16 protein-coding genes are annotated in these 19,760 nt (G+C 69.1%); 8 read left to right on the top strand and 8 right to left on the bottom strand.

From position 1 onward, the window contains the following. Positions 1-53 precede the first annotated feature (53 nt). Together HRJ34_RS12830 and thyA are read right to left on the bottom strand one after the other, a co-directional pair. The gene (locus HRJ34_RS12830) at positions 54-542 is read right to left on the bottom strand and encodes a dihydrofolate reductase (protein WP_208634270.1); all 489 of its coding nucleotides are present in this window, start codon (positions 540-542) and stop codon (positions 54-56) included. Then, positions 539-1,465 carry a thymidylate synthase gene (gene thyA, locus HRJ34_RS12825; RefSeq protein WP_208634269.1) on the bottom strand — a complete coding sequence of 309 codons (927 nt, stop codon included), beginning with the start codon at positions 1,463-1,465 and terminating at the stop codon, positions 539-541. Before thyA ends, HRJ34_RS12830 begins: the two co-directional genes overlap by 4 nt. A 194-nt stretch (positions 1,466-1,659) precedes the next feature. On the opposite strand from thyA, the gene HRJ34_RS12820 reads away from it, so the two are divergent. Genes HRJ34_RS12820 through HRJ34_RS12810 form a run of 3 tightly spaced genes read left to right on the top strand, consistent with a single transcriptional unit; the run spans position 1,660 to position 4,012 of the window. After that, on the top strand, positions 1,660-2,451 hold the full coding sequence (locus tag HRJ34_RS12820) for an exodeoxyribonuclease III (RefSeq protein WP_029548515.1): 792 nt from the start codon (positions 1,660-1,662) through the stop codon (positions 2,449-2,451). Then, entirely contained in the window at positions 2,448-3,509 is a 1,062-nt protein-coding gene (gene ribA, locus HRJ34_RS12815) for a GTP cyclohydrolase II (RefSeq protein WP_208634268.1), read from the top strand. Before HRJ34_RS12820 ends, ribA begins: the two co-directional genes overlap by 4 nt. Next, positions 3,506-4,012, top strand: coding sequence for a L,D-transpeptidase family protein (locus HRJ34_RS12810; protein WP_208634267.1), 507 nt, complete (start codon positions 3,506-3,508; stop codon positions 4,010-4,012). Before ribA ends, HRJ34_RS12810 begins: the two co-directional genes overlap by 4 nt. Positions 4,013-4,175: 163 nt before the next feature. Here HRJ34_RS12810 and HRJ34_RS12805 read toward each other — a convergent pair whose 3' ends face one another. Genes HRJ34_RS12805 through HRJ34_RS12790 form a run of 4 tightly spaced genes read right to left on the bottom strand, consistent with a single transcriptional unit; the run spans position 4,176 to position 8,073 of the window. Then, complete coding sequence (locus tag HRJ34_RS12805; protein ID WP_226949179.1) at positions 4,176-4,586, bottom strand: MerR family transcriptional regulator; 411 nt, start codon at positions 4,584-4,586, stop codon at positions 4,176-4,178. 4 nt (positions 4,587-4,590) lie between these two features. Beyond that, entirely contained in the window at positions 4,591-6,306 is a 1,716-nt protein-coding gene (locus HRJ34_RS12800) for a long-chain-fatty-acid--CoA ligase (RefSeq protein ID WP_016744467.1), read from the bottom strand. Positions 6,307-6,323: 17 nt separating this feature from the next. Then, entirely contained in the window at positions 6,324-7,634 is a 1,311-nt protein-coding gene (locus HRJ34_RS12795) for an OmpP1/FadL family transporter (RefSeq protein ID WP_208634266.1), read from the bottom strand. Positions 7,635-7,668: 34 nt separating this feature from the next. Next, complete coding sequence (locus tag HRJ34_RS12790) at positions 7,669-8,073, bottom strand: DUF2147 domain-containing protein (RefSeq protein ID WP_012049978.1); 405 nt, start codon at positions 8,071-8,073, stop codon at positions 7,669-7,671. Positions 8,074-8,239: 166 nt separating this feature from the next. On the opposite strand from HRJ34_RS12790, the gene HRJ34_RS12785 reads away from it, so the two are divergent. The 3 genes from HRJ34_RS12785 to HRJ34_RS12775 are packed head-to-tail and all read left to right on the top strand — an operon-like array spanning position 8,240 to position 13,499. Beyond that, on the top strand, positions 8,240-9,376 hold the full coding sequence (locus tag HRJ34_RS12785; RefSeq protein WP_208634265.1) for a thiolase family protein: 1,137 nt from the start codon (positions 8,240-8,242) through the stop codon (positions 9,374-9,376). Positions 9,377-9,378: 2 nt separating this feature from the next. Beyond that, a complete protein-coding gene (locus HRJ34_RS12780) occupies positions 9,379-11,685 on the top strand; it encodes a 3-hydroxyacyl-CoA dehydrogenase/enoyl-CoA hydratase family protein (RefSeq protein WP_208634361.1) in 2,307 nt (768 codons plus the stop codon). 23 nt (positions 11,686-11,708) lie between these two features. Continuing rightward, a complete protein-coding gene (locus HRJ34_RS12775) occupies positions 11,709-13,499 on the top strand; it encodes an acyl-CoA dehydrogenase C-terminal domain-containing protein (RefSeq protein WP_208634264.1) in 1,791 nt (596 codons plus the stop codon). A gap of 67 nt (positions 13,500-13,566) precedes the next feature. On the opposite strand, the gene HRJ34_RS12770 is transcribed toward HRJ34_RS12775, so the two are convergent. Continuing rightward, positions 13,567-15,348, bottom strand: a complete 1,782-nt coding sequence (locus tag HRJ34_RS12770) for a DEAD/DEAH box helicase (RefSeq protein WP_012049982.1) — start codon at positions 15,346-15,348, stop codon at positions 13,567-13,569. Between the two features lie 332 nt (positions 15,349-15,680). On the opposite strand from HRJ34_RS12770, the gene HRJ34_RS12765 reads away from it, so the two are divergent. Then, positions 15,681-16,835, top strand: coding sequence for an acyltransferase family protein (locus HRJ34_RS12765; protein ID WP_226949203.1), 1,155 nt, complete (start codon positions 15,681-15,683; stop codon positions 16,833-16,835). On the opposite strand, the gene HRJ34_RS12760 is transcribed toward HRJ34_RS12765, so the two are convergent. After that, positions 16,790-17,965 carry a BaiN/RdsA family NAD(P)/FAD-dependent oxidoreductase gene (locus HRJ34_RS12760; RefSeq protein WP_208634263.1) on the bottom strand — a complete coding sequence of 392 codons (1,176 nt, stop codon included), beginning with the start codon at positions 17,963-17,965 and terminating at the stop codon, positions 16,790-16,792. The genes HRJ34_RS12765 and HRJ34_RS12760 overlap by 46 nt on opposite strands. A 209-nt stretch (positions 17,966-18,174) precedes the next feature. Between HRJ34_RS12760 and HRJ34_RS12755 the strand changes: the two genes are divergently transcribed. Continuing rightward, positions 18,175-19,758 carry a peptide chain release factor 3 gene (locus HRJ34_RS12755; protein WP_208634262.1) on the top strand — a complete coding sequence of 528 codons (1,584 nt, stop codon included), beginning with the start codon at positions 18,175-18,177 and terminating at the stop codon, positions 19,756-19,758. Positions 19,759-19,760 lie beyond the last annotated feature (2 nt).

Below are 19,760 nucleotides of genomic sequence, written 5' to 3'. Positions count from 1 at the left end.
GCAACAGACATGGATGCCAGCCTCCGCTGGCATGACGGGAATGGGGAAGGGCGCTACCGCCGCCGCAGCGTGACGAAGGCGAAGGCGGGCTTCCCGTCCGCCGCCGGATGCGCCTCGCGGGCGTCCTCGCGCCAGACGGCGGGGTCGAAGGCGGGGACGACGGTGTCGCCCGCGGGCGCGTCGTCGACCTCGGTCAGCTCGATCCGGTCGGCGCGCGGCAGCAACAGAGCGTAGATCTCGGCGCCGCCGACCACGGACAGGCGGTCGGCATCGGCCAGCGCGACCGCGGCGTCGACGCTGTGCGCCACCTCGGCGCCCTCGGCGCGCCAGTCTCGATCGCGGGTCAGGACGATGTGGCGGCGGCCGGGCAGCAGGCCGGGAAGGCTTTCGAAGGTCTTGCGCCCCATCAGCATCGGCGCGCCCTGGGTCAGCGCCTTGAAATGCCTGAGGTCGGCCGGGATGCGCCAGGGCAGGTCGCCGTCGCGCCCGATCACCCCGTTGCGCGCGCGGGCGAGGACGAAAACGATCTCGGGCCGGCTCACACCGCCACCTCGGCCTTGATGTGCGGGTGCGGATCGTAGCCCTCGATCACGAAGTCGTCGAGCGCATAGGAGAACATGTCCGCCGGCTTGCGGGCCAGGCTGAGCCGGGGGAAGGGGCGTGGGGAGCGGGAAAGCTGCTCCTCGACCAGATGGCCGTGGTTCGAATAGACATGGGTGTCGGCGCCCATCCACACCAGCTCGCCCGGCTCCAGGTCGGCCTGCTGCGCGAGCATGCGGATCAGCACCGCCGCCTCGAAGATGTTGAACGGGAAGCCGAGGCCGAGGTCGCACGAGCGCTGGTAGAGGATGCCCGACAGCCGCCCGCCCGCGACATGATATTGATAGGTCATGTGGCACGGCGGCAGCGCCATCCCCGGCAGCTCGGGCACGTTCCAGCCGGTGAAGATCAGCCGCCGCGAGCTGGGGTTGGCGCGCAGCATCCCGACCAGCTCGGCGATCTGGTTGACGCCTTTCTCCTCGCGCCGGAACAGCCCGTCGCCGGCCGGGGTGTAGCGCGGCCAGTCGACCCATTGCTTGCCGTAGACCGGGCCGAGGTCGCCCCACTCGGCGGCGAAGGCGGGGTCGTCGACGATCCGCTGCTCGAACGCGTCGCGATCGATCGCCTCGCCGGTCGCCTTGCGATATTTGTCGAGCGGCCAGTCGGTCCAGATATGGACGTTCTGCATCACCAGCGGACGGATGTTGGTGTCGCCCGACAGGAACCAGATCAGCTCCTTGATCGCCGACTTCCAGAAGATCTTCTTGGTGGTGATCAGCGGCACCGTGCCGTCCGACAGGTCGAACCGCATCGTCACCCCGAACAGCGACTTGGTCCCCACCCCGGTCCGGTCGACCCGCTCGTCGCCGCCATACCAGGCGCGCGCCATGGCATCGAGATATTGCTGTTCGGGATGTTCGGTCATGGCGGAGGGGTAGTGCTACCCCCTCCCTTTCAAGGGAGGGGTAGGGGTGGGTGGCAGCGTAGCGAGCCTCCCGATCGTCCTGCGGAACTCCGCCAGGGCATCGAGCCCTTAGCCCGTCACCCCCAGCCCCTCCCTTCAAGGGAGGGGATTTTCTGCCCCACTTTCGGCCCGCCCGCTCGCTACATCGCCCGCCTATGGCAAAGCTCAAGATCGCGTCCTGGAACATCAACTCGGTCCGCGCCCGCATCGATATCGTCAGGCAGTTCCTCGAGGAGCAGCAGATCGACATCCTCTGCCTGCAGGAGACCAAGGTCCGCGACGACACCTTCCCGTTCGGGATGTTCCGCGATCTCGGCTATGATCATTTCGAGATCAACGGCCAGCCGATGCACCATGGCGTCGCGATCATCTCGAAGCTGCCGCTGCATGACCATGGCCGGCACGACTGGCAGGACAATGGCGAGGCGCGCCATGTCGGGGTGCGGCTCGATTGCGGCATCCGGCTGGAGAATGTCTATGTGCCCGCGGGCGGCGACATCGCCGATCGCGAGGTCAATCCGAAGTTCGGGCAGAAGCTCGACTTCCTCGGCCGCATGATCCGCTGGTCGGAGGAACTGAGGGAGCCGACGCTGCTGGTCGGCGACTTCAACATCGCCCCGCTCGAATGCGACGTGTGGAGCCACAAGCAGCTGCTCGACGTCGTCAGCCACACGCCGATCGAGGTCGAGACGCTGGGCCGGCTCCAGGCGAGCCACGACTGGGTCGACCTCGGCCGCAGCTTCGTGCCGCCGCCGGCGCGGCTCTACACCTGGTGGAGCTATCGCGCGCAGGATTGGGCGGCGTCCGATCGCGGCCGGCGGCTCGACCATATGTGGGCCAGCCCCGAGGTCGCGAAGCTCGCCACCAACCATTATGTCTGCGAGCCGTGCCGGTCGTGGATCAGGCCGTCCGACCATATCCCCCTGATCACCGAGCTCGACGTGTGAGCGGCGCGCGGACGGCGGCGCGCGCGATCGACGCGCTCAAGCGGGGCTGGCCGGTCGCGGTGACGGCGGGCGACGGGCGGCTGGTCGTGCTCGCGATCGAGACCGCCAACGACGTGACCCTCGCCGATTTCGACGGCTCGGCTCCCGCCGACGTGCTGCTGTCGGCGGCGCGCGCGGTAACCCTCAACCTCGCCAACCAGCGCGAGGCGGCGAGCCCGGCCTGCCCGGCGCTGGTCGAGCGGGTGCCGTGGATCGACCTGCCGACCGCGGTCGCGCTCGCCGATCCGGTGCGCGACCTGGCGACGCCGCTCAAGGGGCCGTTCCGTGCCAAGGCGGTCGCGGCGCCGCAGGCCGCCGCCGCGGCGCTGCGCCTCGCCCGGCTCTCCGGGCTGCTGCCGGCGCTGTTCGTCCGCGATGACGGCCCGGTCGAGGCCGAGGTCGCGGCGGACGCGCTCGACGATTATGAGGACCCGGCGCACCTCGTCATCGCCTCGCAGGCGCGGCTGCCGGTCGCGGTCAGCGAGAAGGCCGAGATCGTCGCCTTCCGCCATGTCGCCGACGCCGCCGAGCATGTCGCGCTGATCATCGGCACGCCGGACGGCACCCCGCCGCTGGTCCGGCTGCACAGCGAATGCCTGACCGGCGACGTGCTCGGATCGCTCAAATGCGATTGCGGGCCGCAGCTCGCGGGCGCGCTGACCGCGATGACCCAGGCGAACTGGGGCATATTGCTCTACCTGCGCCAGGAAGGGCGCGGCATCGGCCTGATCAACAAGCTGCGCGCCTATGCCTTGCAGGACCAGGGCTTCGACACGGTCGACGCCAATCTCCGCCTCGGCTTCGGCGTCGACGAGCGCGACTTCCGGGTGGCGGCGCGGATGCTGTCGCTGCTCGGCCAGGCCGAGGTGCGGCTGATGACCAACAATCCGCAGAAGGTCGAGGGGCTCGAGGCGGCCGGCATCCGCGTCGCCGAGCGGGTGCCGCACCGGATGGGCGAGAACCCGCACAACAGCGCCTATCTGGCGACCAAGCGCGACCGCACCGGCCACAAGCTGTGAGCGGCGTCCGCGTCGATAGCGCGGCGCTGACCCTCATCGGGCCCGACGGACGGACGATCCCCTGCGCGATCGGCCGTTCGGGCGCCTGCCCGGCCGGGGAGAAGCGCGAAGGCGACGGCAGGACGCCGCTCGGCCGCTGGCCGATCCGAACCGTGCTGTTCCGCCCTGGCCATGCGGCGCCGCCCGCCGGGATGACGCTGCCGTGGCGCTGGGTACGGCCCGACGACGGCTGGTCGGACGATCCCGCCGATCCCGCGTACAACCGCCCGGTGCGGCACCCCCATGGATATTCGGCCGAGCGGCTGGTGCGCGACGACGGCGCCTATGACGTGATCGTCGTGCTGGGCCACAACGACGCGCCGCCGGTGCCGGGCATGGGCAGCGCGGTGTTCCTCCATTGCAGCGAGGGGCGTCTGACCGCCGGGTGCGTGGCGGTGGAGAAGGATGCGTTGCTGGCGGTGTTGCCGCAGCTTCGGCCGGGCGATGCGGTGGAGATCGTGTGAAGTGCTATAAGCCCCTCCCTGCAAGGGAGGGGGAAGGGGTGGGTGCGAGCGTAGCGAGCTTCCTCGTTTGTCGCGTTTAAACTCCGCCGAGGGGCGTCGAGCCCCTCGTCTCCGTACCCCACCCCTACGCCCCTCCCCTGAAGGGGAGGGGAAGCTATAGGCTTCAACCCGTGGCGGCGATGCGCTCCTCGCACTGGCGGACGATGTCCTGCAGCTCGTCGAGGGTCTGGTCGAGCGCCTTGCGTTGCAGTTCGAGCGCGTCGATCCGTGCGCCGACGCGGGTCAGGAGCTGCCGGGTCTGCGCGAGGTGGAGCGAATCGACGGTGTAGAGATCGAGGAACTCCTTGATCTCGCGCAGGCTGAAGCCGAGGCGCTTGCCGCGCAGGATGAGCTGGAGCCGCGCGACCTCCCGCCGCGAATAGACGCGCATCGTGCCGACCCGCTGCGGATCGAGCAGCCCCTTGTCCTCGTAGAAGCGGATGGCGCGGGTGGTGACGCCGAGCTCGTCGGCGACATCCTGGATGCCCTGGAGCGGCTGGCGCTCCCTGCCCGGTTCGATAGCGCGTCCCGGCATCGGCTCAGTTCGCCGCCTTCTTGGCTTCCTCGGCGACAAGCTCCTTTCTGGAGAGCTTGCCGATCAGCGTCTTGGGCAGGCTGGTGCGGATTTCGACCTCGCGCGGCATCTCGATCTTGGAGACTCGGCTTTTGAGGAATTCGAACAATTCGTCAACGCTGGCCTGCTGGCCGGGGCGCAGCACGACGAACGCCTTGGGCGCCTGCCCGCGATAGGCGTCGGGCACGCCGATCACCACCGCCTCCAGGATCGCGGGATGCTCGTAGAGCGCCTCCTCGATCACGCGCGGATAGATGTTGTAGCCGCCGGCGATGATGACGTCCTTGATCCGGTCGACCAGGAACAGATAGCCGTCCTCGTCGAGATAGCCGACGTCGCCGGTGCGGATCGCGCCGTCGACGAACACCTTCTCGGTCTCCTCGGGCTTGTTCCAATAGCCCTTCATGACCTGTGGCCCGCGCGCGCAGACCTCGCCGCGCTCGCCGGTCGGCAGGATGACGTGCGGATCGTCGAGGCTGCGGATCTCCAGCACGGTGCCGGGGAAGGCCGGGCCGGCGCTGTTGTCCTTCACCGCGCCCTCGACCGGGTTGCAGGTCAGGATCGGCGAGGTCTCCGACAGGCCATAGCCCTCGACGACGCGCGCGCCGGTCAGCCGCTCGAACTCGGTGCGGACGTCGAAGGGCAGGGGGGCGCCGCCCGACACGCAATAGTCGAGATCGTCGAAATGGATCGCCTGGCTGGCGGCCGCCTTGTTGATCGCGGTCAGCATGGTCGGCACCGCGAGCAGCTTGGTCGGCCGGGTGCGCTTCGCGGTCTTCAGGAACTGCTTCAGCTCGAAGCGCGGCAGCAGGATCATCTCCGCCGCGGTATCGACCGAATAGTTGAGCACCGTCGTCAGCGCGAAGACGTGGAACATCGGCAGCACGCCCATGATCCGGTCCTGCCGCGCGCCCGGCCGCTGCCCGACGTGGAGGATCATCTGGTAGCTGTTCGCGGTCAGGTTGGCGTGGCTCAGCATCGCCCCCTTGGGAACGCCGGTGGTGCCGCCGGTATATTGGAGCACCGCGACGTCGTCGGGCGACACCTCGACCGGGCGGAAGCCGCCGGAGGCGGCGCCGTCGGTCACGGTGGAGAAGGCGACGTGCCGGCCGTCGCGCGGCCATGCCGCGATCTCGCCGCGCTTGAACAGGCGATAGGCGATCGACAGCAGTGGCGGCAGGATATCGGCCATCGGGCAGACGATGATCGTCCGCAGCCCGCTCTCCTCGGCGACGGCGGCGACCTTGGCGTGGATCGAGGCGACGTCGATCACGGCCATCACGGTCGTGCCCGAATCCTGGATCTGGTGCTTCAGCTCATGCTCGACATAGAGCGGGTTGAAATTGACGATCGTCGCCCCGCAGCGCAGCGCCGCGAAATAGAGGATGACGAAATAGGGCGAGTTGGGCAGGCACAGGCCGAAGCGGATGCCCGGCCCGACGCCGATCGCCTGGAGGCCGGCCGCCGCGCGGTCGACCAGCGCGCCGATCTCGGCATAGGTCCAGTGGCGCCCGAGGAAGTCGATCGCCCGCCGCTCGCCATGGTCGCGCACCGCGGCGTCGATCAGGTCGGTGAGCAGCCGGGGCGGAATCGGCGGGGACGCTGGCACGTCCCCGCCGCCCGGGAAGGCGGCACCGCGACCGGGGGGGATGGGGTCCGTCACGGTGCCGCTGTTCGTCATGGTCTTGCCTTTTCCCTTCAGAAGCTCATCCGGCCGCCGACGGCCAGGACGATCGCGTGGGCCCCGGTCAGCCGGCCGTCGGGCCGGATGATCGTCTGTGCCGGGGTGCCGACATAGAAGCCGCCGAGCCGATCGATCGACGCGTTCTTGAAGTCGACGTAATTGGCCGCCGCGTCCAGCGTGATCGACTCGGTGATCGCATAGGAGGTGCCGAGCGCGAAGTTGATCCGGCTGGCGTCGGGAACGCGCGCGTCGCGGGAGCCGTCCTGGGTCGGCGTCTGGTCCCACTGCACGCCGCCGCGCATCGTCCATTGCGGGGTGACGGCATAGTCGACGCCGCCGGCCACGCTCCAGCTGTTCTTGTAGTTCTGGTCGAGCGCGGCGTTGACCGGCGCGCCGAGGCGGATCGCGTCGAACTTCTTCCAGCCGGCGCGGACGACCTGGCCGTTCAGGGTGAGCTGGTCGCTGACGTGGATGCGCGCGCTCGCCATCGCCTGCCACGGCGTGCGGAAGCTGGCGGTGATGTCCTCGATCCGGCCGTTCTGGCCGACGAGCGGGCCGAGCAGGCCGGCGGTGGTGATGCTGCCCTTCAGCTTGTGCTTGACCGACGACTTGTAGGAGAAGCCGAGGTCGATGATCTCGCTCGGATGGATCTGGACGCCGGCCGACCAGCCGAAGTCCCAGCCCTTGCCGCGCAGCGTCTGGTGCCCGTCGGGCAGCAGCGGCGACAGGTTGGGCAGCGAGTTGGACAGCGACGCCTTGCTGCGCTCGATGTTCAGGCCGACGCCGATGCCGATCAGCGGCGACGGCGCGAAGGCGATCGTCGGTTGCAGGTCGATCGTCGTCAGCTTGGTCTTGTCGGCGGTGTAGCGCGCCCAGCTGTTGTTCTCGTAATTGGTCGCGAAGCTATAGGGCGCGGTGAGCGCCAGGCCGACCGACCACTGGTCGTTGATCTTCCAGCCGACCGCGCCCGAGGGGAGGTAGCCCTTGTTGAGCGGATCGACCGAGACCTGGTTGCCGCCGACCGGCGCCGGGGCCTGTCCCGGCCGGGCGATGATCGTCCCGACGTTGCGGACCTTGCCCTTGGGCATGATCGCGCTGAAGCCGAGATAGGCGGTGCTCTTCTCGTTGCCGGCGATCGCGGCGGGATTCCACCACAGCGACTGGGCGCCCTGGTCGGCCGCCTCGCCGGAGAAGGCGCGGCCGGCGGCGACCACCGACTGTTCCTGCAGGTAGAAGGCGGATGCGTCGGCCGCGCCCGCGCCGAGCAGCGCGATCGTCGAGGCGGCGCCCGCGAGCGCGATGCGGCGGAGATTCGAAATGGTCATGGGATGTGTTCCTCTCTTCCCGTCCGGCGGCGCCTCAGCGCACGCGGGTCCAGGTCTGGTTCTTGCAAAGCGGCACGAAGATGCAGCCCCTCAGCTTCAACGTGTTCGCATCGACGGGCGTGATCCGCGCGCCGTAGGTCTTGCCGTCCTCGGCATTGTAGATGGTGCCCTTGTCCCAGACGCCATCCTCGAAGCTGAAGCCGCCAAGGATCTGCAGACCCTTGAGCGCGCGGCCGCGCAGCTTCTCGTCCTTGTTGTTGGTGTCCTTCAGCGCGGGGTTGGCAGTGAGGCCGTCCGAGCCCAGTATCTTCCCGCATAGCGAAGCGCCGCAGCGTGTGATCTCTACGATGCCGTTGCGCGTTTCGGTTTTCCAGCGGCCGACCACTGCATCGGGACTCGCAGTGGCCGCCATCGCCAAGGCCATCAGTATCATGCTCATCGCCTCAGTCATCCTCCTGCCAGATGCCCGATGCTGCGGCCGGGTCATCCATCACGATGCAGCATCGATTGCACAAAAAGCGGTTGACGTATAGGGTAATCTACATACCTTTAAGACAAATCATTCGCGGCTGTTGCATAAAGGTCGCGTCGGAGGAGAAGGTTCCATGCCGAATGCCGTGATCGCGGGTTATGCGCGCTCGCCTTTCCATCTCGCCAACAAGGGGGAGCTGGCCCGCGTCAGGCCCGACGACCTCGCCGCCCAGGTGATTCGCGGCCTGATCGACAGGAGCGGGGTGAAGGTCGAGGACATCGAGGACGTCATTCTCGGTTGCGCCTTCCCTGAAGCCGAACAGGGACTCAACGTCGCACGGCTGATCGGGTTGCTTGCCGACCTGCCGATCAAGGTCGGCGGCATGACGGTGAACCGCTTCTGCGGCTCGTCGATGAGCTCGGTCCACATCGCCGCCGGCCAGATCGCGATCGGCGCGGGCGAGGTGTTCGTCTGCGCCGGGGTCGAGAGCATGAGCCGGGTGCCGATGATGGGGTACAACCCGCTGCCCAGCCCCGATCTCGCGAAGAAGCGCCCCGGCGCCTATATGTCGATGGGCGAGACGGCGGAGAATGTCGCCGGGCAATATCAGGTCCCCCGCGCCGCGCAGGAGGCCTTCGCGGTCGAGAGCCAGAAGAAGGCCGGCGCCGCCCGCGAGGCCGGCCGGCTGAAGGACGAGATCGTGCCGATCAAGACGAAGAAGGGCGTCGTCGACGTCGACGGCACGCCGCGCCCCGACACCACCGCCGAGGCGCTCGCTTCGCTCAAGCCCGCCTTCGACCAGAACGGCATGGTGACCGCAGGCACCTCCTCGCCCCTGACCGACGGCGCGGCGGCGGTGCTGGTGACGAGCGAGGATTATGCCAGGGCCAACGGCCTCACCATCCTCGCGCGGATCAGGAGCGTCGCGGTGTCGGGCTGCGAGCCGGAGATCATGGGCATCGGCCCGGTCCAGGCGACGCGCAAGGCGCTCGAACGGGCGGGGCTCGCGGTCGGCGACCTCGACGTCGTCGAGATCAACGAGGCCTTCGCCAGCCAGGCGATCGCCTGCAGCAACGAGCTGGGTTTCAAGCCGGAGACGGTGAACCTCGACGGCGGCGCGATCGCGATCGGCCACCCGCTCGGCGCGACCGGCGCGCGGATCGTCGGCAAGGCGGCGGCGCTGCTCAAGCGCGAGGGAGGCAAATATGCCCTCGCCACCCAGTGCATCGGCGGCGGCCAGGGCATCGCCACCGTGCTGGAGGCGGTGTGACCATGGGCGCTGTCAGGAAAGTCTGTGTGATCGGCGCCGGAACGATGGGCGCCGGGATCGCGGCGCAGGTCGCCAATGCCGGCGTGCCCGTGCTGCTGCTGGACATCGTCCCCAAGGAGGGGAGCAACCGGAACGCCATCGCCGAGGGCGCGGTCGCGAAGATGCTCAAGGCCGATCCGGCGCCCTTCATGTCGAAGGCGGCGGCGAAGCTGATCGAGACCGGCAATATCGACGACGATCTCGGCCGCGTCGCCGAGTGCGACTGGATCGTCGAGGCGATCATCGAGCGGCTCGACATCAAGCAGGGCCTCTACGAGAAGCTGGAGAAGGTCCGCAAGCCGGGGACGGCGGTGTCGTCGAACACCTCGACCATCCCGCTGGCGAAGCTGGTCGAGGGGCGGTCGGACGCGTTCGCGGCCGACTTCATGATCACCCATTTCTTCAACCCGCCGCGCTACATGCGCCTGCTCGAACTGGTCACCGGTCCGAAGACCGACCGGGCGACCGCCGCCAAGGTCGCCGATTTCGGCGACCGTGCGCTCGGCAAGCGGGTCGTCGCGGCGAAGGACACGCCCGGTTTCATCGCCAACCGCATCGGCACCTACTGGATGCTGGTCGCGTACAACGCCGCGAGCGACCTGGGCCTGACGGTCGAGCAGGCCGACGCGATCGGCGGCAGGCCGATGGGCGTGCCCAAGACCGGCATCTTCGGCCTGATCGACCTGGTCGGCATCGACCTGATGCCGCTGCTGCTCAAGAGCCTCGGCTCGACCCTGCCCGAGGGCGACGCCTTCCACGCGGCGGTCCGGCCGATGCCGCTGGTCGATCGGATGATCGCCGACGGCTATACCGGCCGCAAGGGCAAGGGCGGCTTCTATCGTCTCAACCGCGAGGCCGGGAAGCGCAAGGAGGCGATCGACCTCGCCACCGGCGACTATCGGCCGGTGATCAAGGCCGACGTGCCGCGCGCCGCCCTGCTGCAACTCGTCGCGCTGCCGGGCAAGACCGGCCAGTTCGCCTGGGCGGTGCTGGGCCAGTTGCTCGCCTATGCCGCCGATCTGGTCGGCACGATCGCCGACGACGTCGTCGCGATCGATGACGCGATGAAGCTCGGCTACAACTGGAAATACGGCCCGTTCGAGCTGATCGACCAGCTTGGGGCCGCCGCTTTCGCGCAGCGGCTCGCCGACGAGGGGCGGCCGGTGCCGACGATCCTGAAGACCGCCGGCGACCGCAGCTTCTACCGGGTCGAGGGCGGCAAGCGCCAGTATCTCGGCCTCGACGGCGCCTATCACGACGTCGTCCGGCCCGAGGGCGTGCTGCTGCTGGAGGACGTCAAGCTCGCCGCCAAGCCGATCCTCAAGAATGGCTCGGCCGCGCTGTGGGACATCGGCGACGGCGTCGCCTGCTTCGAGTTCACCTCGAAGATGAATGCCCTGGACGGCGACACGCTCAAGCTGCTCGGCCAGGCGATCGAGCATGTCGGCAAGGGCATGAAGGCGCTGGTCGTCTACAATGAGGGGGCGAACTTCTCGGCGGGCGCCAATCTCGGCCTCGCGCTGTTCGCGGTGAACATCGCCGCCTGGGGCGAGATCGAGAAGCTCGTCGCCGGCGGGCAGCAGGCCTACAAGGCGCTCAAATATGCGCCCTTCCCGGTGGTCTCGGCCCCGTCCGGGCTGGCGCTCGGCGGCGGCTGCGAGATATTGCTCCACTCGGACGCGATCCAGGCGCATGCCGAAAGCTATATCGGCCTGGTCGAATGCGGCGTCGGCCTCGTCCCCGGCTGGGGCGGCTGCGGCGAATATATCGATCGCTGGGTCAAGTCGGGCCTGTTGCCCAAGGGGCCGATGCCCGCCGTCGCCAAGGCGTTCGAGACGATCTCGACCGCGACCGTCGCCAAGTCGGCGGCCGAGGCGAAGGAGCTGATGTTCCTGCGCAAGGACGATGCGATCACGATGAACCGCGACCGGCTGCTCGCCGACGCCAAGGCGAAGGCGCTCGCGCTGGTCGACGGCTATCAGCCGCCCAGGCCGCTCGAGTTCCGCCTGCCGGGACCGAGCGGCCGGGTCGCGCTGGCCATGGCGGCGGAGGGCTTCCACAAGCGCGGCATGGCGACCGACTATGACATGGTCGTCTCCGACGCGCTTGCGGGCGTGCTGACCGGCGGCGATACCGACCTCGTCGATGTGGTGGCCGAGGAGCAGATGCTCGCCCTCGAACGCGCGGCCTTCCTCGAGCGGGTCCGCGACCCGAGGACGGTGGCGCGGGTCGAGACGATGCTCGAAACCGGCAAGCCGCTGCGGAACTGACAGGTCCGACTGGAGAGTGACCAATGCAAGTCTATGAGGCCCCGCTGCGCGACATGCGCTTCGTCATCCACGAGCTGTTCGGCGACGACGGTTTCGGCAACCTGCCTGCGCATGAAGAGTTCACCCCCGACCTGATCGACGCGGTGATCGAGGAGGCGGCGAAGCTGGCGCAGGACGTGCTGCTGCCGATCAACGCCAGCGGCGATCTGGAGGGCTGCGTCTGGGAGAATGGCGTCGTCCGCACCCCGGCCGGCTTCAAGGAGGCCTATGCCCAGTTCCGCGACGGCGGCTGGTGCGCGCTCGCCAGCGATCCGAAATGGGGCGGGCAGGGCCTGCCCGAGACGGTCAACAAGCTGGTCGAGGAGATGATCAGCTCGGCCAATCTCTCCTTCGGCCTCTATCCCGGCCTCACCCATGGCGGCACCACCGCGCTCAAGGCGCATGCGTCGGCCGACCTCCAGGAGCGCTTCCTGCCCAAGATGGTCTCGGGCGTCTGGTCGGGGACGATGTGCCTGACCGAGCCGCATTGCGGCACCGACCTCGGCATGCTGCGCACCAAGGCGGTGCCGCAGGCGGATGGCAGCCACCGGATCACCGGCAACAAGATCTTCATCTCGGCCGGCGACCATGATCTGAGCGAGAACATCATCCACCTCGTCCTCGCCCGCCTGCCCGACGCGCCGCCGGGCGTGAAGGGGATCAGCCTGTTCGTCGTCCCCAAATATCTGCCGAAGGAGGACGGTTCGGTCGGCCCGTCGAACGGCGTGTCGTGCACCGGCATCGAGCACAAGATGGGCCTCAAGGCCTCGGCCACCTGCCAGATGAGCTTCGACGATTCGACCGGCTGGCTGGTCGGCGAGCCGAACAGCGGCCTCAATGCGATGTTCACGATGATGAACACCGAGCGCGTCTCGGTCGGCGTCCAGGGCCTCGGCGTCGCGACCGCCGCCTATCAGAGCGCGGTCGCCTATGCGAAGGACCGCATCCAGGGCCGGGCGCTGTCGGGCCCGAAGCGCCCCGACCTCGCCGCCGACCCGATCATCGTCCACCCCGACGTCCGCCGCATGCTGATGACGATGCGCGCCTATACCGAGGGCTGCCGCATGCTCAGCATCTGGGTCGCGCGCGCGCTCGATGCCGAGCGCCATTCGCCCGATGCCGAGGTGCGCCAGCGCGCCGAGGACATGACCGCGCTGATGACCCCGGTGGTCAAGGCGCTGCTCACCGACCTCGGCCATGAGACCGCGCAGATCGGTATCCAGGTCTATGGTGGCCACGGCTACATCCGCGAGCATGGCATGGAGCAATATGCCCGCGATGCCCGCATCACGATGATCTACGAGGGCACCAACGGCGTCCAGGCGCTCGACCTCGTCGGCCGCAAGATGCCGGCGCATGGCGGCCGCTACCTGCGCTCCTTCTTCCACCCGGTCGCCGCCTTCATCGAGCAGCACAAGGCGGTGCCGGGCATGGAGAAGATGATCGAGGCGCTGGAGAAGGCGTTCGGCGCGCTCCAGCTCTCGACCGCTACGATCGCGCAGAAGGGCCTCGCCGACCCGGAGGAGGCGGGCGCCGCCTCGTCCGACTATCTCCGCCTGCTCGGCCTCGTCGCCATGGCCTATCTGTTCGCCAGGGCGGCCAAGATCGCCGGCATGAAGAAGATGATGGGCCAGGACCCGGACGGCTTCTACGCCGCCAAGCTGGTGACGGTCCGCTTCTTCTACGAACGCATCCTGCCGCAGGTCGCCGGGCTGTTCCAGGCGATCAAGGCCGGCAAGCGATCGATGATGGAGCTGCCCGAAGAGGCGTTCTGACGGGCCGGGCCGGTCGAATGAAAAAAGGGGCGGCTCCCGCGGGACCGCCCCTTTTTTCATGATCGTTTCACGAAGGCTTACGACCGCCGCCCTTGAACGGCTTCGCGCCGTAGCGCTTCGGTCCGCCATGGCCGCGCGGGGCCCCGCCGAAGCCGCCGGGTCCGCCCGGAGCGCGGGGGCCGCGCGGGCCTCCCGGCGGCGGGCCGCGGCGGTCGCGGAGCTGGGCGGGGGGCGGGGTCGGCGCGTCGCCGGCGGGTTCGATGACGACGCCGTCCTCTTCCCCGGCGGTGCGCTTCAGCGCGTCGGTGAACTTGCCCGCGATGGCGCGCGGAATCTCGAAACGGGTCTCGGTCTGGAAGATGCGGATCGCGCCGACCTCGCGCTTGGTGATGTGGCCGCGACGGCAGAGCAGCGGCAGCAGCCAGCGCGGATCGGCGTTGGCGCCGCGCCCGACGTTCATGCGGAACCAGACCGTGTCCTCGAAACCGGGGCGCGGACCCTGCTCGCGGGTCGCCTGTTCGCGGTCGCCACGGGCGATCGGCGAGGCGTCGATCAGGTCTTCGGGCGCCGGCAGGCTCTGCCGCTGGGTGCGGACGAAGGCGGCGGCGATCTCCTCGGCGCTGCGCGTCTCGAGCAGCTTGCGCGCGACGTCCAGATCCTCGTCGGAGATTTCGCCGACCGACAGGCTTTCGAGCAGCCTTTCCTGGTCCCGCGCATAAATCTCGTCGGGCGTCGGCACCTTGTCCCAGGTGGCGTTGACGTTGGCGCCGCGCAGCAGCCGCTCGGCATGGCGGCGGCGCTGATAGGGGGTGATGAGGACGCAGGTGCCCTTCCGGCCCGCGCGGCCGGTGCGGCCGGAGCGGTGCTGGAGCGTCTCGGGATCGATCGGCAGCTCGGCATGGATCACCAGCTCGAGTCCCGGAAGGTCGATGCCGCGCGCCGCGACGTCGGTCGCGACGCAGACCCGCGCGCGGCGGTCGCGCAGCGCCTGGAGCGCGTGGTTGCGCTCGTTCTGGCTGAGCTCGCCCGACAGGGTGACGGCCGAGAAGCCGCGCTCGGTCAGCGTCGCCGACAGGCGGCGGACATTCTCGCGCGTGGCGCAGAACACCATCGCGCCCTTGGCTTCGTGGAAGCGCAGGACGTTGACGACGGCGTTCTGGATGTCGGCCGGGGCGACGGCCATCGCGCGATAGTCGATATCGGCATGGGATTCGCGCTCGCTGGTCGTCTGGATGCGCAGCGCGTCGCGCTGGTAGCGCTTGGCGAGCAGGGCGATCGGCTTGGGCATCGTCGCCGAGAAGAGCAGCGTGCGGCGCTCGGGCGGTGTCAGGTCGAGGATCTCCTCCAGATCCTCGCGGAAGCCCAGGTCGAGCATCTCGTCGGCCTCGTCGAGGATCACCGCGCGCAGCGATCCGGGCTGGAGCGCGCCGCGTTCGAGATGGTCCTTGAGCCGGCCCGGCGTGCCGACGACGATGTGGCAGCCATAGCTGAGCTGCCGCTGCTCGACGCGCACGTTCATGCCGCCGACGCAGCTCACCACCCGCGCGCCGAGCTTGGCGTAGAGCCATTGCAGCTCGCGCTGCACCTGGAGCGCGAGCTCGCGGGTCGGGGCGATGATCAGGGCGAGCGGCTCGCCGGCGCGGGGCAGGGCTTCGGCGCCCTGCAGCAGCGTCTCGGCGATGGCGAGGCCGTAGGCGACGGTCTTGCCCGACCCGGTCTGGGCGGAGACGAGCAGGTCGCGGTCGTGCGCCTCGGCGGCGATCACCTGCGCCTGGACGGGGGTAGGGGCGGTGTAGCCGCGCTCGGTGATAGCCTCGGCGACGGGCCGGGGCAGGGAGGAAAAGGGCATCTGATATCCGATAGCAGGGTCGCCGGCGCCTCTCCGCGCGGCATGTGATGCGGCCCTATACGCCCAAAGGCTGCGAAACGCCAGCAGCGCTGCTTGCATTTTCAACTATCGTCGCAGGCGTCGCGACGAAGGGCGCGATGGAAGAAAAGCGGCGCCTGCTTCGTATCGACCTCCATGGGCCCGTCCTGCGCGGCTCGAACGGCCGGGAGGGAGGACATGTCGGCGCGGGAAAACAACGGCCTGGGGCGGGGCGTGGCGAGGGCGCGACGGATGCGCCCGACATGCAGCTTGCGTTCATCTCCGCGTTGCCAGCAATGGGAGCGATGAGCCGCATGCTTCCTCCAGACGCGCCCGCGCGGCGGATGGCGCGACCACCATTTCCCCCCGTATCGCAGGCGATCGGCCTTGCGCGGCTGCTTTGCATCCTCGGCATCGTCTATGTCCATGCCTGGACCGGGCTCGGCGGCGACCAGATGGCGGCGCAGATGGGGTCGGCGCAGGATATCCTGCGCTGGACGGTGGTGGAGCTGTTCGGGCGCAGCGCGGTGCCGCTGCTCAGCATGGTGTCGGGCTGGCTGGTCGCCGGGTCGCTCGCGCGGCGCGGGGCGAAGCCCTTCCTCGACAGCAAGGCGCGCACCATCCTGCTGCCGATGATCCTGTGGAACGCGATCGCGATGGTGCTGGTGGTCGGCGCCGCCACGCTCGGCTGGGCGCGGGCGCCGCTGCTCGGCGACGCGCGCTGGATCGCCGACAATCTCCTCAACCTCACCCGTGCCGGCGACATCAACGTCCAGACCGCCTTCCTGCGCGACCTGTTCCTCTGCATGCTCGCCGCGCCGCTGCTGGTGCGGCTGCGCAGCCGCTGGCTGCTGCTGGTCGGCGCGCTGGCCGCGCTGTGGTGGGTGAGCCTGTTCAAATTCCCGCTGCTGCTGCTGCGCCCGACGATCCTGCTCTTCTTCGTCGGCGGCATCCTCGCCCGGCGTCACGGCCTGGCCGAGCGCGCGGCGCTGCTGCCGCCCTGGCAGGCGGTGCTGCCCTTCCTGCTGGTCGTGCCGGTCAAGATATGGCTGTCGATCGAGAATGGCGGGCTCGCCGATTTCCATCTCCACGCGACCGCGGCGGTCGACCTGCTGACGCGCAGCGCGGCCTCGCTGCTGGTCTGGCGCGGGGCGATCGCGCTGGCCGCGCGCCCGGTCGGTGTCCGGCTGCTCGAGTTCGAGCGCTACGCCTTCTTCCTGTTCTGCTGCCACCTGCTGTTCATGTGGCTGGTCGCGCCCGCGATCGGGGAACTGACGGGGACGATGGGAAGTCCGCTATGGCCGGCCTTCTTCCTGCTCCAGCCGGCGCTGGCCTTCGGCTTCGTGATCCTCCTGGCCAAGGCGGTCGAGGCGGTCTCGCCGAAGCTCGCCGAATTGTTGAGCGGCGGCCGGCTGGGCCGCGATCATACGACCTCGCCCGCTGCCCGTCCGCTCGCCCAGGCCCACTGAAAATTATAGCCGCCGAGCCAGCCGGTCACGTCGACCGCCTCGCCGATGAAATGCAGGCCCGGCGCCTTCTTCGCCATCAGGGTGCGCTGGTCGAGTCCGTCGGTCGAGACGCCGCCGATCGTCACCTCGGCCTTGGCGAAGCCCTCCGATCCGTTCGGCGTGAACGGCCAGCCGTTGAGCCTGCGCCCGGCGGTCGCCAGCGCCTGGTCCTTGTGACCCAGCATCGGCCCTGACAGCCCCAGCCGATCGGCCAGCACGTCGGCGAGCCGGTCGGGGAAATGCTCGCGCAAAATCGTGCGCGGCTCGGCCTTCGGGCGCGCCTGCTTCGCCGCGATCAGCAGGGCGGCCGCGTCGGCGCCCGGCAGCAGGTCGAGCGACAGCGTGTCGCCATGCCGCCAATAGCTGCTGATCTGGAGGATCGCCGGGCCCGACAGGCCGCGATGGGTGAACAGCGCCGCCTCGCGGAAGCGGGCCTTGCCGAGGCTGGCGACGACGTCGAGCGAGACGCCCGACAGCGTCTCGAACAATCGGTCGTCCTGGCCCAGCGTCAGCGGCACCAGCGCCGGGCGCGGTTCGACCACCTTCAGCCCGAACTGGCGCGCGACGTCATAGGCGAAGCCGGTCGCGCCCATCTTCGGGATCGACGGGCCGCCGGTCGCGATCACCAGCGACGGCGCGGCGTGGGTGCCGCCCGGCGTCTCGACCCGGAAGCGCTCGTCGGGTTTCGAGATGGCGGCGATGCGGGCGAGCAGCCTGGTCTCGACCCCGCCCGCCGCGCACTCCTCCTCCAGCATCGCGACGACCTGCCGCGCCGATCCGTCGCAGAAGAGCTGGCCGAGCGTCTTCTCGTGCCAGGCGATGCCGTGGCGGTCGACCAGGTCGATGACATCGGCGGGCGTGTAGCGGCCCAGCGCCGAGCGGGCGAAATGCGGATTGGCGGAGAGGTAGCGCTCGGCCAGCCCGCCATTGGCGTTGGTGAAGTTGCAGCGCCCGCCGCCCGAGATCAGGATTTTCGCCCCCGCCCGATCGAGATGATCGAGCAGCAGCACCCGCCGCCCGCGCTGCCCCGCCGTCAGCGCGCACATCAACCCGGCCGCGCCGGCGCCGATGATGATGACGTCGTGGGACATGGGGACTCCAGAAAAGCCCCTCCCTTTCAAGCGGGAGGGGAAGGGGGTGCGAGCGCAGCGAGCTTCCTCGTCCGCAGAACTCCGCCAAGGGGCATCGAGCCCCTTGCCTCCGTACCCCACTCCTACGCCCCTCCCCTGCGGGGGAGGGAAGCAAGCGGAAGGGAGGGGGTTAATTAGATGCGAGAAGGCTGCTATCGGCCCGCGCCATCATGAGCAAGCCGAACCGCCCCGACCGCCGCACCTTCGCGATCATCTCGCATCCCGACGCCGGCAAGACCACGCTGACCGAGAAGCTGCTCTATTTCGGCGGCGCGATCCATCTGGCCGGCGAGGTCAAGGCGCGCGGCCAGACGCGGCGGGCGCGGTCCGACTGGATGAAGATCGAGCAGCAGCGCGGCATTTCCGTCACCTCCTCGGTGATGACCTTCGAGCGCGACGGCATCACCTTCAACCTGCTCGACACGCCGGGCCACGAGGATTTCTCGGAGGATACCTATCGCACCCTGACCGCCGTCGACTCGGCGGTGATGGTGATCGACGCGGCCAAGGGCATCGAGCCGCAGACCCGCAAGCTGTTCGAGGTGTGCCGGCTCCGCTCGGTGCCGATCATCACCTTCGTCAACAAGGTCGACCGCGAGGGCCGCCCGGCGTTCGAGCTGCTCGACGAGATCGCCGACGCGCTGGCGCTCGACGTCGCGCCGATGAGCTGGCCGGTCGGCATGGGCGGCACCTTCGAAGGGATATACGACCTCGCCCGCGACCGGCTCTACCGCCCGGCGGCGGACGCGACCGGCGCCTATGAGGGCGATTCGGTCGCGGTCGCCGGCCTCGGCGATTCGCAGCTCGACGGCATGGTCTCGGCCGAGGGCGTGGCGTTGCTGCGCGAGGAGGCCGAGCTGGCGCAGGTCGGCTATGCGCCGTTCGACGAGGCCGCCTATCTCCATGGCGACCTGACCCCGGTCTATTTCGGATCGGCGCTCAAGGATTTCGGCGTCGAGCAGCTCATCGACGCGCTGGCCGACTTCGCGCCGAGCCCGCGTCCGCAGCCCGGCGAGCCGCGCGACGTCGACCCCGGCGAGCCCAACGTCGCCGGCTTCGTCTTCAAGGTGCAGGCGAACATGAACCCGCAGCACCGCGACCGCGTCGCCTTCATGCGGCTCTGCTCGGGCCGGTTCCGGCGCGGCATGAAGCTCGCCCAGGTCGGCACCGGCAAGCAGATCGCGATCCACAGCCCGATCCTGTTCTTCGCGCAGAATCGCGAGCTGGCCGAGGAGGCCTTCCCCGGCGACATCATCGGCATCCCCAACCATGGCACCCTGCGCGTCGGCGACACGCTGACCGAGGGCGAGATGATCCGCTTCACCGGCCTGCCCAATTTCGCGCCCGAGATCCTGCGCCGCGTGAAGCTCGCCGATCCGACCAAGACCAAGCAGCTCCGCAACGCGCTCAACGACATGGCGGAGGAGGGGATCATGCAGGTCTTCCACCCGCAGATCGGGTCGCAGCTCGTGATCGGCGTGGTCGGCCAGCTCCAGCTCGACGTGCTGATCTCCCGCCTCCAGGCCGAGTACAAGGTCGAGGCGGGCTTCGAACCGTCACCCTACGATACCGCGCGCTGGATCACGGCGGACGACGAGAAGGCGCTCGACGAGTTCATGGGTCTGCACCGCTCGGCGATGGCGCACGACCGCGACGAGGCGCCGGTGTTCATGGCCAAGGACGCCTGGGAGCTGAACTATATCCAGGGCAAGTTCCCCGGCCTGCGCTTCTCGGCGACCAAGGACCGCCGCTGATC

Source organism: Rhizorhabdus wittichii, assembly GCF_017607425.1.
In the GTDB taxonomy this organism is placed as follows: Bacteria; Pseudomonadota; Alphaproteobacteria; order Sphingomonadales; family Sphingomonadaceae; genus Rhizorhabdus; species Rhizorhabdus wittichii.
The sequence above is the reverse complement of the archived record's forward strand: the minus strand, read 5'-3'. Positions and strand labels throughout refer to the sequence as shown.